Genomic DNA, 13,192 nt, shown 5'->3' with positions numbered 1-13,192 from the left:
AAATGTCTAAGATTATTGTTCATGATATGACTTTACGTGATGGTATGCACCCGCAGCGCCATCAAACGACTGTTGAGCAAATGATTGCAATTTCAACAGCACTTGATGATGCCGGCGTACCTTTAATTGAAGTAACGCACGGTGACGGCCTTGGCGGTTCATCAGTGAACTACGGTTTTGCTGCTGCAACGGATGAAGAATATTTATCCGCTGTTGTGCCACGTATGAAAAATGCAAAAATTTCTGCATTGCTTTTACCTGGTATCGGTACGGTTGACCATTTGAAAATGGCACATGAAATTGGTGTCTCTACCATTCGTGTGGCGACGCATTGTACTGAAGCGGATTGTTCTGAGCAGCACATCACCGCTGCACGTAAACTAGAAATGGACACCGTCGGTTTCTTAATGTTGGCGCATATGGCATCTCCTGAAAAATTGCTTGAAGAAGCAAACAAGATGGTGTCTTACGGTGCAAACTGTATCTATGTGACAGATTCAGCAGGTTATATGCTTCCTCAAGACGTTATTGATCGCGTAGGTCACTTACGTCAACACTTGGACCCAAGCATTGAGCTTGGTTTCCACGGTCACCACAACTTAGGTATGGGTGTATCGAATACTGTTGCTGCTGTTCAAGCAGGTGCAGTACGTGTTGACTTGGCATCTGCAGGTTTGGGTGCTGGCGCAGGTAATACGCCACTTGAACTGTTTATCGCTGTGGCAAACCGTATGGGTATGGACACTGGCGTTGACTTGTTCAAAGTACAAGATGTTGCTGAAGATCTAGTGATTCCAATGATGCACAACCCAATTCGTGCAGACCGTGATGCGGCTACTTTAGGTTATGCGGGTGTTTACTCTTCATTCCTGTTGTTTGCTAAACGCGCTGAAGCGAAATATGGCGTATCTGCACGTGAAATCCTGATGGAACTTGGTCGCCGTGGTACGGTAGGTGGTCAGGAAGACATGATTGAAGACCTGGCATTAACCATGTCTAAAGCGCGCGAGTTACAAGCTTAATTTTTAATGCATTCGTATTAAAATAAGGCTAATAAAAAAGCATCCGATTTGGATGCTTTTTTATTATTAAGTAGATTTAATAATATATTAAAACTCTGATCTCAGATATTTTAGTTATAGTGCTATGTGAAGATTATTTCAGTTTAATTTTTTCCTTAAACATAAAAACGATAAATAAAAAATATTATCTTAAAGTTTTTAAAAAAATTGCGCTTATTAATAAAGGAAACAGAAATTTGAATTAAATATCTGGTCAAATTTTTATTTTCTTTAATCGGTTTAAAATCTAAGAGATTGAGTGCTTAAATCTGGGCTTGGAATATGCAGAGCTAAAAGAGCAAAAGTTTAATACTGTGGTCGGATTTTTTATTTAAACCGACTTGCGCATGATGGCTGCATGGATTTTATCAGCTGAATGGGGAACTCATCATGCGTCGTCACAATTTATGGATTGCAATGCTTACTGCGACAGCAACTTTAGGGACAACTGCAACGAATGCAGACTTTATTGACGACAGCAATGTTCAACTCAAATTTAAAAACTTTTATCTAGACCGTCAGTATCAAGATGACTACTCATCACGTAATTGGGGTTCTTGGTCACAAGGGGTGACTCTGGATGCCAAGTCCGGTTATCACGATATCGGTGGTGGTGTGCAGGTTGGTGCTGATGTACTGGTGCAACATGCAGTCAAACTCAATGGCCGTGATAAAAATCCGGACTGGGTTTTACCGCACGATGGCAAAGAGTCAAAAGACCATTTCGGTAAAGTCGGCGCGACCTTAAAAGCCAAAGTGTCACAAACTGAACTGAAAGTCGGTGAGTTATTGCCGGTATCTCCAGTCTTGGTATTCGATCCATCGCGTCAGTTATTGACGACTTATAGTGGTGCCTGGTTAGAGTCTAAAGACCTTAAAGATACCAAGTTAACTTTGGCGTATATTGATGGTATTAACAATCGTTATGATAATCAATTCCGTGATTTAACTAAATTTAATCCACCACAATTTGATAATGGCGCTGAATCAGATGGTATGTGGATTGCTGGTGTAGATCATCAACTAACAAAAGAGTTGGGTGCAAGTTATTGGTATGCCGATGTTCAAGACATTTATCAACAGCATTATCTAGGTGTGAATTACAAAACTGCGCTTGGTGAAAAAACCAAATTAGATAGCCATATTCGTTACTTCGATAACTCGGAGTCAGGTGACAAGCTATATGGTGAGATCGATAACCAGGCTGTGTCTGTCGCCGCAAAAGTGAATCATGGTGCACATAGCGTAGGTGTGGGTTACCAGCAAATGTTTGGTGATAGCGCATTCCCGACATTGGGTGGCTGGGTGCCACAGCCTTATCTGGCGAACTGGGGGGTAGCGACCTTTACCGCGCCAGAAGAAAAGTCATGGAGTGTTTCTTATGGCTATGACTTCTCTGAAATGGGTGCAAAAGGCTTAAACGCAACAGCCGTATATTTCAAAGGTTATGATCAGAAAGGTACTGGGGCGTATCAAGGTCAAAACTTCAACACAGATGAAGTAAATGCAATTGTTAATTACACTGTGCCAGAAGGTAAATTAAAAGGTTTGGGTATACAGGGAATGTATATTGATGTGAATTTTGCCAATCCAGCAAAACCAGACCTGCAAGAATACCGTGTCGCCACCACTTATACGCATAAATTCTAATACCCGTATATTTTAAAAGCAGTCAGTCTTCTGGCTGCTTTTTGGTTTAAGCGTTGCATTGTTTCATTAAAGGCTTAGATTGAGTAGTGTTTTATTTTAAATTAATATATAAAACAAATACTTAAATTATATCTATTTTGTAGGGTGCAATCGTAATTTTGTATCAGTTTGCTGCGGCTGAGCGGTTAATATAAGGGTGTACACAAGTCATTTTAATGAGTCAACTTGACGTCGAATTCTTGAAAATAGAGGGACACGCAAGCGAAAGACTGTAAGAGGAAGCAATATGAGCACTGTTCAAATCCCTGACTATCAAACAGATCCATTCTTTGGCTTAGAAGACAAATGGATTGAAACCGCTGAAGGCGAGTTGACCCATTACCACGAAATTGGTGAAGGTACGCCTATTCTATTTTTACACGGTTCAGGTACAGGTGTATCGGCTGCAGCAAACTGGTGGTTAAACCTGCCACAAATTGGCGAGCAGGCGCGTTGTATCGCGATTGATACCGTTGGTTATGGCCAAACTGTGGTTGCGCCGGGTACTGAATATGGTATCCGTGCCTGGGTAGATCATGCGATTCGTACGCTAGACGCTTTGGGTATCGAAAAAACCTGGTTGGTCGGTAACTCTCTGGGTGGCTGGTTAGCATTCCAGATGGCATTGGATTATCCAGATCGTATTTTGGGTATCGTGTCTATGGGTACGGGCGGTGCGAAACAGACAGCTGCACTTAAAGCTCACGCAAACCCAGTTCTTACAGAAGAAGGAATCAAGAAAACCCTTTCTATGTTTGTCGTAAACAAAGACCTGATTACAGATGAACTGGTAAAAGTACGTTTTGCTTCTGCTGCAAATGACTATGCATCAAATCGTTTAATGGATGTGGTTGGCGCACGTGACCGTGACCGTTTCGAATTCCCATTAGACTTCGAAAAAATGAAAGACATTACTGTGCCTGTACTATTGATTCATGGTACGCAAGACGTGGTGATTCCGGTTTCTCGTACTTGGGACATCCTGAACATCGTGCCAAATGCTGATGCACATATCTTCAGCCAATGCGGTCACTGGTCTCAAGTTGAAAAAGCAGATGAGTTCAACACTGTGATCAAAAACTACCTGGCTGTTCACGGCGTAAAATAAGTTTGATATAGTTTTAAAAAAGGATGGCTTTGGTCATCCTTTTTTATATCGGAAATATTTAAGGTAGCGCACCTAAGTGAGTTTGATTCTCATTTATTTGAATAAATATAAAAATCTAATAATTTTTATAGGCTTGAGCTATTTAAACTGAGAAAAATCCGAATGAAACTTTATTAGACTTAAGTGGTAAATGCAGTACATTTAGAGCTAAAAATACACAATTTGGGTCAAGGGCAAGTGAAAAATTTAAGCGCCAGAAATAGATTCTTTATTATAAAATAGAATTAAAAATGGATTCTTAAGCATAAAATAATAAAACAAAAAAAGCACATGCCTATCATAAGTTGAATGGCATATGCCTAATGCAGGGAAGAAATAGGATTAATTTTGTTCGCTACGGTTAATATCCAGATAGAACACACGGGTCAAAAGCTCAAGAAATTTGCTCACGACATAGGATTTGTTGTTTTTATGGTAGCTGACATACAGGTCTAAATAGGGCAACTCCACGTCCAGCGGACGAATCACGGTATTATCCATGGTTAGTGGTGCAATATAGCCAGGCAAAATGGTACAGCCTAGGCCCATTCCGATCGAGTTGATATTAAATAAAATATTATCGGCCTTTTGCACGATATTGAGTTCAATGCCGTTGGCTTTGGCAAAGTCCAGAATAGCCTGGTTCAGGGTCAAGGACTGCTCTGCTGATGGAATAATAAAATCAATACCATTCAATGCTTTAACAGGAATTCTTTCGTATTTTGCTAAGGGATGATCTTTAGGCAGGAGAAAAATCAGCGGTTCACGAATCACGAACTGGCTTTCAATTTCATCACTATTGAAATTATGACGGGTAAATGTCAGATCTAGATCACCTTTTTTTAACAAACGCATTTGCTCATTGTTGTTCAGGCTGAGCAGTTCAATTTTTAAATCCGAGTTCTGTACACGTAGATTTGGCAAGATATACGGGAAGATTTTCATCTCGGCCACCGGTACAAAACCGATGCGGAGCATTTGCTGCTTGGCCTGTGACACCTGACGTGCCATGGCAACGGCTTTGTCCGCCTGTGCCAGGGTGAGACGAGCCTGTTCCAGGAATACGGCGCCTTCTTCGGTCAGCTCTACTTTACGTTTGGTTCGGTTGAGTAGCTTTACCCCGACATCTTCTTCCAGGTCTTTGATTTGCTGGCTAAGTGAGGGTTGAGCCGTATAAAGTTTAAGTGCTGCCTTACTAAAATTGAGCTCTTCAGCAACGGTGATAAAGTAGCGAAGGTGTCGTAATTCCATGTCATCAACCCAAAGAGTAATCCAAAAAATGTCTTACTATAATTTCCTCAAAGTATAATCTATAAACAACTATGTCGTGAAGATTATTTTCCCATTCATAAACTAAATGCTCTGGCGGAATTAATAGATGTTTTAATATAAAAATTCACGTGCTTAATAATTGCTTTAAGCTCTTAATTGAAACAAAAAAAATATTTCCCGAAAAACGCTGTCAAATCCATCATCGTTGAAAAGTTGAGTCTATTACTTTGTGCCAAAGATAGGTCACAGGAGAGCTTTTCATGAGTGGAAAAATTGATGTGCGCGAAATCGATGCTTTAGTCGATGCACAAAATGGACGTATTACGCCATCTATTTATACAGATCCTGACATTTACGAATTAGAACTCGAACGTGTTTTCGGTCGTACTTGGTTATTCCTTTGCCATGAAAGCCAAATTCCTAAGGCTGGTGATTTCTTCAACACCTACATGGGCGAAGATCCAATCATTGTGGCACGTCAAAAAGATGGCTCAATCAAAGCATTTTTAAACCAGTGCCGTCACCGTTCTATGCGTGTAAGCTTCGCTGACTGTGGTAATACCCGTGCATTTACTTGCCCGTACCACGGCTGGTCATACGGCATTGACGGTTCTTTAAAAGATATCCCGCTTGAAGATCGTGCTTACCCACATGGTGCATGTAAAGAGCAATGGGGTCTGGTTGAAGTGAATCGTGTGAAGTCTTACAAAGGCTTGGTATTCGCTTGTTGGGATGAAACCACACCTGATCTTGAAGAATACATGGGCGATATCGCTTGGTACTTAGATGGCGTTGTTGACCGTCGTCCAGGTGGTACAGAAATTATCGGTGGTGTCCACAAGTGGGAAATCGAGTGTAACTGGAAATTTGCGGCTGAACAGTTCGCATCTGACCAATACCACGCCTTGTTCTCTCACGCTTCTGCGATCCAAGTATTGGGCGCGAAACCAGACGACGAATCTTCTAAGAAATTAGGTGCTGCACAAACGGCTCGTCCAGTTTGGGAAACTGCCAAAGACGCGATCCAGTACGGTTCACGTGGTCATGGTTCAGGCTTCTTCTTCACAGAGAAACCAGACGCAAACGTATGGGTTGACGGTGAAGTTGCCAACTACTTCCGTGAAACTTACGACGAAGTTAAAGAGCGCCTAGGCGAGACTCGTGCACTGCGTCTTGCAGGTCACAACACCATGTTCCCAACTTTGTCTTGGTTGAACGGTACTGCAACACTTCGCGTATGGCATCCACGTGGTCCAAACAAAACCGAAGTATGGGCATTCTGTATTGCGGATGCTGAAGCATCTCAAGAAGTGAAAGAAGCATTTGAACGTTCTGCAACGCGTGCCTTTGGTCCAGCCGGTTTCCTCGAGCAAGATGACTCTGAGAACTGGATTGAAATTCAAAAAGTTTTACGTGGTTACAAAGCGCGTCAAAATAAACTCATTATGGAAATGGGTAAAGGCAACGAAAAAGTACGTGAAGATGGTATCCCGGGTATCACCAACTACATTTTCTCTGAAACTGCAGCACGTGGTATGTACCGCCGCTGGGCAGATTTATTGATCCATGAAAAATGGGAAGACGTGGAAAAAGCAGCTGACGAATATGAGAAGGAGCTTATGAAATGAGTCAAATCAGCTTAGAACTTCATCACCAAATTAGTCAGTTCCTGTATCGCGAAGCAAAATTGCTAGACGATTGGAAATTCCGCGAATGGTTGGATACGTTAGCTGAAGATATTTCTTAAACGCTACGTACCACACCAAACGCACAAACCCGTGACCGTCGTCGTTCAGTTGAACCACCTACCACTTGGGTGTTCAACGATTCAAAAGACCTTTTAGAGCGTCGTGTAGCGCGTCTGGAAACCGGTATGGCTTGGGCTGAAGAGCCTCCGTCACGTACCACCCACATGGTGAGCAACGTGATCGTAGAGCCAACTGAAGTTGAAGGCGAATACGACGTGTACGTAACCTATTTGCTATATCGTACGCAAAAAGAGAAAGACATTGTCATTTACTGCGGTAAACGTCATGACAAGATCCGTAAAGTTGAAGGCGGCCTCGGCTTCCAGATCTTCAACCGTAAGATCACGCTTGATCAAGCGACATATAGCTCACATAATCTGAGTGTGTTCTTCTAATGAATAAGATTTTTGTTTGCCAAGTTGACGAATTAGACGAAGGCGAAGCGTTAAAAGTAGATTGTGGCGTAAACGGTATCGAAGCGCTGGCTGTATTTAACAATGGCGGTGAATTCTTCGCTATGAACGATAAATGCAGTCATGGTAATGCGTCAATGTCTGAAGGTTACCTTGAAGATGACGGTACTGTTGAATGTCCATTGCATTCAGCACGTTTCTGTTTAAAAACAGGTGAAGCATTGTGTTTACCTGCAACTGATCCAATCAAAACATTCCCAGTGATTGTTGAAGATGGTCAATTGTTTGTAGAGATGGCAGGAGAGTAAGCATGGGTTGGCTACAAGGCGAAGTTGCACTTATTACTGGTGGTGGTTCAGGCTTAGGCTGGGCTTTGGTAGAACGTTTTATTGAGGAAGGTGCGCAAGTCGCTGTTCTTCAACGTTCAAAAGCTAAAGTAGATGCATTAAATGAACACTTCGGTGGAAAAGTTCTTGCGATCGAAGGTGATGTAGCCAGCTATGCAGATAACGTTCGTGCAGTTCAAGCAACTGTGGAACGTTTCGGTAAACTCGATTGTTTCGTTGGTAATGCCGGTATCTGGGATCACTATGCCGATATCGTCAATACCTCTGGTGAGCAGCTGGAGAAAGCCTTTGACGAGATTATGGGGATTAATACCAAATCTCTGATCCTTGGTGCGAAGGCTGCACTGGATGCATTGATCGCTTCTGAAGGTTCTATCATATTTACTTTGTCTAATTCGGCACTGTACTCCGCTGGCGGAGGCCCTGTATATACTGCATCTAAGCATGCGGGTGTCGGGATTATGAAAGAATTGGCTTATGAGCTTGCGCCTAAAGTACGAGTGAACGCGGTTGCGCCGTCAGGTATGAATGTGAATATCAAAGGCGCGGCATCGCTCGGTCAGGAAAATGTGGGCCTGCTCGATGCACGTGATCCTGAGAAAATTGCACGTGGCATGCCACTGAATTTCTTGCCTGAACCGGAAGATATGACCGGCTCATACGTGCTGTTGGCATCTCGTCAAAATAACCGTCCTCTGACTGGTGTTCTGATCAATGCAGAATGCGGTTTGGGTATTCGTGGCCTACGTCAGCCACGTGCAGGTTTCTTTGACGAATAAACATCTAGTCTCATTCAAATGGACTTACCGGCAGCCTCTTCTCTCAGGGCTGCTTTCCTTCTAGGAGTCTCTCATGGCCGTTAAACTTATTTGTGCATCGCACAGTCCTTTAATGGAATTTGCTTCGCCTCAAGATCAATCAAAAGAGCAAAAAGTTCATGCTGCTTTTGAAAAACTCTCTGCTGAAGTAAAAGCTTACGACCCAACCCTGATCATCACTTTTGGTCCTGACCATTTTAATGGTTTCTTCTATGACCTGATGCCAAGTTTCTGCGTGGGTATTCGTGCCAAAGCCGCAGGTGACTGGGATTATGGCAAGGACAATGACCATATTGATGTACCTGAAGACAAGGCATTAGATCTGGTTCGACGTGTACTGGATGAAGGCGTAGATGTTGCCTACTCATACCGTATGCAGGCTGACCATGGCGTGACTCAGCCCTTACATTTCCTGTGTGAAGGTAAACTTGATCGTTACCCAACGATTCCAATTTTTATTAATGGCGCTGCTGCACCGATGCCAACCACCAAGCGTACCATCGCTTTGGGCCGTGCTGTGGGTCAATACATCAAATCTTTAAATCTTGAAAATGAGCGTGTGCTTGTTTTAGGTACCGGTGGTCTGTCACATGATCCACCTACACCACAAATGGGTGCAGTACCACCAGAAGTAGAAGAGTTCCTGATTGCAGGCCGTTATCCAACACCTGAAGCACGTCATGCACGTCAATCCAAGATTATTGCAGTGGGTCAAAAGCTGGCAGCAGGGGATACGTCAGTTGCCGTGCCTTTGAATGCTGAATGGGATATTGCCCTGCTAGAAACCTTCAAGCATGCTGATTTTGCAACATTAGAAGCGATGACTGAAGCTGAAATCCGCCATGATGGTGGTCGTGGTGGTCAGGAAGTCCGTTCTTGGATGGCTGCCTTCGCTGCCTTAAGCGAAATGGGTGAGTATGAAATGACCACACATTGCTATGAAGACATCAGCGAATGGATTGCCGGCTTCGGTATCGTATCTGCAGAGTTAAAAGGTTAAGAAAATGAGCAACGTAAACAACATCGTGATCGTGGGTGCTGGCCAGGCAGGTGCGAGCGCAATTTTAGAACTTCGTGGCAACAAGTATGAAGGCAAAATTACCTTAATTGGTGATGAAAGCCATCTTCCTTATGAGCGTCCACCGTTGTCTAAAGATGTGATTCTAAAACCTGAAGAAACCAAGATCGAAATCCTGTCGGAACAGAAACTGGCAGATTTAGGCGTAGAAACGATTCGCGGCAATGGCGTAGCGAAAATTAATGCCGAAGCGAAAACGGTTGAACTCCTGAACGGTGATGTTGTTGCTTACGACAAGCTCTTGCTTGCAACAGGTGGTGCCGCGCGCCGTTTGCCTAATTTCGATGCTTTGGGCAAACACGTCTATACCCTGCGTAACTTGGAAGATTCACAGGCACTGGTGCCTGTACTTCAAGCCGGTCGCCGTATCATCCTGATCGGTGGTGGCGTGATTGGTCTTGAGTTGGCATCATCTGCACGTTACAAAGACTGTCAGGTCACTGTGATCGAAATGGGTCCGATGGTCATGGGTCGTTGTTCACCGCAAATCCTGAGCGAATTCCTGCTGGAACAGCATCGTCAAAACCAGGTCGATGTGCGTCTTGAAACCAAGATTGCAGATTGCCGTTTAGATGGTGAAGAAGTCGTGGTAACGCTGGAAGGCGGTGAAGAACTGCGTGCTGATGCTGTAGTTTACGGAATCGGAATCGTGCCAAATGCACAGCTTGCGCTAGATGCAGGTCTGGATGTTGATGTTGCGATCAAAGTCAATGAACACTGCCAAACCTCGAATGCTGACATTTATGCAGCGGGTGATGTTGCGACTCAGTTACGTGACTGTGGCAATCACCGCCGCGTTGAAACTTGGGAAAATGCCAACCTTCAGGCAGGCATCTTTGCGCGTCACGTGATGGGTGTGGAACATCCGAAAGCCAATCCGGCCTGGTTCTGGACGGATCAGCTGAATATAAACTTCCAGTTTGTCGGCGATATGGCCGCAGCTGAATGGCATATCCGTGGTGAAATGGATGCAGCCAAAGGTGCAGACAATTCATTCGTGATGTATGGTGTGACAGATGGTCAGATCGTTGGCGGGATTACCGTGAATGCAGCCAAAGAAATGCGTCATTTGAAAAAAATGATCAGCAAAAATACGGCGTTTGATGTTGAAAAACATTTGGATATCGCGCAAGACTTACGCAAAATTGCTTAAGTTGTATTGAGATATCTTTGGACAGACCTATGTTTTGCATAGGTCTGTTTTTTATGCACGAAACTTGATGAATTTATCAAAAATTAAAACTTCATCTCAGCATGAATTCGCTATACGCTATTTTTGAAGTTGCTGATCCAGAACTTCTTGGCCTCGTTTAGGAGACTTATGAGTTCTTCATCTTCATTGCCGGTCACGGCAAGTATTTACGCTTTATTGGTGCTGATCTGGGCGACAACGCCACTGGCGATTGTCTGGAGCGTGGCCGAGATTCACCCGATGTGGGTGCTGATCATTCGCTATTTTGGTGCCTCGATTATTGCGTTGTTCCTGTTGAAAATCATGCGCGACCCGCTGCCTTTTGACCGCACTTCAATGAAAAGTTATCTGGCAGGCAGTTTGAATTTAATCGGCGCGCAGCTGTTTATTTATCTGGCGGCCAATTATCTGACCTCAGGATTGATGGCACTGATTTTTGGTTTTTCACCGCTGATCGCCGGTTTAATCGGTCATGTGATTTTAAAAACCCATAAGTTGATCTGGCTGCAATGGCTCGGCATGGCAGTGGCCGTCGCCGGTTTGTGTTTTGTTTTCGCCGACTCGGCAGACAGCAAAATTAATCCTTGGGGTGTGGTGTTAATGCTGATCAGTATGGTGTCTTACATCAGCTCGATCTTCTGGGTTAAACAGATCAGTGCACCCTTGAGTCCGATGTCGCAGGCGACGGGTTCATTGCTGGTCTCCGCAGCGAGTTCAGTCATTTTGGTACCCTTTATCTGGCAACATATGCCGACTCAGTTGCCTAGCACACAGGCAATGATTGGTTTTGTATTTACCATGATCATGTCCTCGATTGTGGCAATGCTGTGTTATTTCTGGCTGATTCGCCGTCTAAATGCTTCGACTGTCTCATTGAGTAATGTGATGACGCCGGTGATTGCTCTGGTATTGGGAGCAACCTTAAATCATGAAATTATCAGCAGTCATGCTTTTGCGGGAATTGCTGTGGTGATGTTCGGGATCATCATGTATTTCTGGAAAGAGTGGCGCGAACAGTATTTTTCCAAGCATTAAAACTGTAAAAACCAAAAGGGCGAAAGCCCTTTTATTATTTGAGTAGAGAGTAAAGTGATTCAACAACGTGGGAGATCACGACTAAGCAACAATTTGTAAAACAACTTTCAAAAATAAATGATTAAGATTTTGATACATAAATCATTCAAGCTTGCACAAGCTTATTTAGGACAGTGTCAGGATGTCTGAATCCAATAAAATCGTAGTTTATGCAGCTCTATTTGGTAATCTGGCGATTGCGCTGGTTAAATTTGTTGCGTCCTATATAACCAATAGCTCTGCCATGTTCAGTGAAGCAATTCATTCGGTAGTGGATACCTTGAATGAAATTTTACTGCTGTATGGGATGAAAAAATCAGAAAAACCTGCAAATGCCAAACATCCTTTTGGTTATGGGCGTGAACTGTATTTTTGGGCCTTTATTGTGGCACTGATGGTTTTTGCGTTGGGTGCGATTGTATCCATCTATCAGGGGATACAGCATATTCTTCAGCCTGAAGTCATGCAGGATCCATTGATCAATTATATTGTGCTAGGTCTGGCGATTCTTTTTGAAGGATTTTCATGGTCAGTGGCTTTAAAAACTTTTCGTAAACAAAAGGGAAATCTGGGATATTTTGAAGCATTTCGACACAGTAAAGATCCAACGACCTTTACCGTGTTATTTGAAGATACTGCCGCCCTGTTTGGCTTGGTGATTGCTCTGGTCGGTATCTTTCTGGCGCATCAACTGAATATTCCTGAATTAGACGGTGCCGCATCGATTTTAATTGGTATTGTTCTGGCGGTTTCTGCCTGGTTTCTGGCACGTGAAACCAAAGGTTTGTTACTGGGTGAAACGGCAGATCCAAAACTGCGTGAAGATGTATTGAACATTGCTCAACAGGATGCGGCAGTTTTCAGTGCCAATGGGGTATTGACTGAGCAGATGGGCGCTCAGCAAGTCATTGCATCATTGAGTCTGGAATTTAAAGATGATTTAACTTCTGATGAAATTGAAGCCTGTGTCAACCGGATCGAAGCGCAGATTAAACAGCTGCACCCGGAAATTATTGCTTTATTTGTGAAGCCGCAAACCAAGGCCGTATGGCTGGAACGAACTCAAGGTCGTGTATAAAGATCTAAAAAATGCTTGAGGTTGGTATTTTGATCTCAACTTGCCTTTCTCGCACAATTGATGTGATGATACTGAGGTATGGCGAATTTCATCATAAAATCATCAATGGGCAGACATGCTTTTGTCAGCATGGGCTTATAAATATTGAGTATCATTTTGTATTTTTAGACAGAAGGACAAGAGCAATATTTTTCTAGATAATCCCAGACTTCAGCCAGCCATAAGGCCGATGAAATGCCATTTTTTTGCTAAAAATAACAAAAACATACATGATT

11 protein-coding genes and 1 pseudogene are annotated in these 13,192 nt (G+C 43.3%); 11 read left to right on the top strand and 1 reads right to left on the bottom strand.

Annotation, left to right across the window (positions count from 1 at the left end):
- The first annotated feature begins 2 nt into the window (after nucleotides 1–2).
- The 3 genes from dmpG (at nucleotide 3) to ACIG3F_RS03980 (ending at nucleotide 3,858) form a co-directional block, all read left to right on the top strand.
- Nucleotides 3–1,022 (top strand): 4-hydroxy-2-oxovalerate aldolase, encoded by a 1,020-nt coding sequence (gene dmpG / locus ACIG3F_RS03990; protein WP_005102984.1) that lies wholly within the window; start codon nucleotides 3–5, stop codon nucleotides 1,020–1,022.
- Between the two features lie 429 nt (nucleotides 1,023–1,451).
- Entirely contained in the window at nucleotides 1,452–2,711 is a 1,260-nt protein-coding gene (locus ACIG3F_RS03985; protein WP_216986519.1) for an OprD family outer membrane porin, read from the top strand.
- Nucleotides 2,712–2,997: 286 nt separating this feature from the next.
- A complete protein-coding gene (locus ACIG3F_RS03980) occupies nucleotides 2,998–3,858 on the top strand; it encodes an alpha/beta fold hydrolase (protein WP_213686461.1) in 861 nt (286 codons plus the stop codon).
- A 381-nt stretch (nucleotides 3,859–4,239) separates the two neighbouring features.
- Here ACIG3F_RS03980 and hcaR read toward each other — a convergent pair whose 3' ends face one another.
- The gene (gene hcaR / locus ACIG3F_RS03975) at nucleotides 4,240–5,148 is read right to left on the bottom strand and encodes a DNA-binding transcriptional regulator HcaR (RefSeq protein WP_004278522.1); all 909 of its coding nucleotides are present in this window, start codon (nucleotides 5,146–5,148) and stop codon (nucleotides 4,240–4,242) included.
- 281 nt (nucleotides 5,149–5,429) lie between these two features.
- On the opposite strand from hcaR, the gene hcaE reads away from it, so the two are divergent.
- The 8 genes and pseudogenes from hcaE (at nucleotide 5,430) to ACIG3F_RS03935 (ending at nucleotide 12,917) form a co-directional block, all read left to right on the top strand.
- Complete coding sequence (gene hcaE / locus ACIG3F_RS03970; protein WP_004278520.1) at nucleotides 5,430–6,797, top strand: 3-phenylpropionate/cinnamic acid dioxygenase subunit alpha; 1,368 nt, start codon at nucleotides 5,430–5,432, stop codon at nucleotides 6,795–6,797.
- Nucleotides 6,794–7,312 (top strand): annotated as a pseudogene (gene hcaF, locus ACIG3F_RS03965) (3-phenylpropionate/cinnamic acid dioxygenase subunit beta). Before hcaE ends, hcaF begins: the two are co-directional and overlap by 4 nt.
- Nucleotides 7,312–7,638 (top strand): 3-phenylpropionate/cinnamic acid dioxygenase ferredoxin subunit, encoded by a 327-nt coding sequence (gene hcaC, locus ACIG3F_RS03960; RefSeq protein WP_004278517.1) that lies wholly within the window; start codon nucleotides 7,312–7,314, stop codon nucleotides 7,636–7,638. Before hcaF ends, hcaC begins: the two are co-directional and overlap by 1 nt.
- A 2-nt stretch (nucleotides 7,639–7,640) precedes the next feature.
- On the top strand, nucleotides 7,641–8,456 hold the full coding sequence (gene hcaB, locus ACIG3F_RS03955; RefSeq protein ID WP_004278515.1) for a 3-phenylpropionate-dihydrodiol/cinnamic acid-dihydrodiol dehydrogenase: 816 nt from the start codon (nucleotides 7,641–7,643) through the stop codon (nucleotides 8,454–8,456).
- Nucleotides 8,457–8,529: 73 nt separating this feature from the next.
- A complete protein-coding gene (locus tag ACIG3F_RS03950) occupies nucleotides 8,530–9,495 on the top strand; it encodes a 3-carboxyethylcatechol 2,3-dioxygenase (RefSeq protein ID WP_148334731.1) in 966 nt (321 codons plus the stop codon).
- 4 nt (nucleotides 9,496–9,499) lie between these two features.
- Nucleotides 9,500–10,726, top strand: coding sequence for a 3-phenylpropionate/cinnamic acid dioxygenase ferredoxin--NAD(+) reductase subunit (gene hcaD / locus ACIG3F_RS03945; protein WP_396469417.1), 1,227 nt, complete (start codon nucleotides 9,500–9,502; stop codon nucleotides 10,724–10,726).
- A gap of 168 nt (nucleotides 10,727–10,894) precedes the next feature.
- On the top strand, nucleotides 10,895–11,800 hold the full coding sequence (locus ACIG3F_RS03940; RefSeq protein ID WP_004647369.1) for a DMT family transporter: 906 nt from the start codon (nucleotides 10,895–10,897) through the stop codon (nucleotides 11,798–11,800).
- A gap of 181 nt (nucleotides 11,801–11,981) precedes the next feature.
- Nucleotides 11,982–12,917 (top strand): cation diffusion facilitator family transporter, encoded by a 936-nt coding sequence (locus ACIG3F_RS03935; RefSeq protein ID WP_253147736.1) that lies wholly within the window; start codon nucleotides 11,982–11,984, stop codon nucleotides 12,915–12,917.
- Nucleotides 12,918–13,192 lie beyond the last annotated feature (275 nt).

This window comes from Acinetobacter sp. NPDC052428 (assembly GCF_044547685.1).
In the GTDB taxonomy this organism is placed as follows: Bacteria; Pseudomonadota; Gammaproteobacteria; order Pseudomonadales; family Moraxellaceae; genus Acinetobacter; species Acinetobacter lwoffii_G.
Note: the sequence above shows the minus strand (reverse complement) of the source record. Positions and strands in the feature narration are given on the sequence as shown.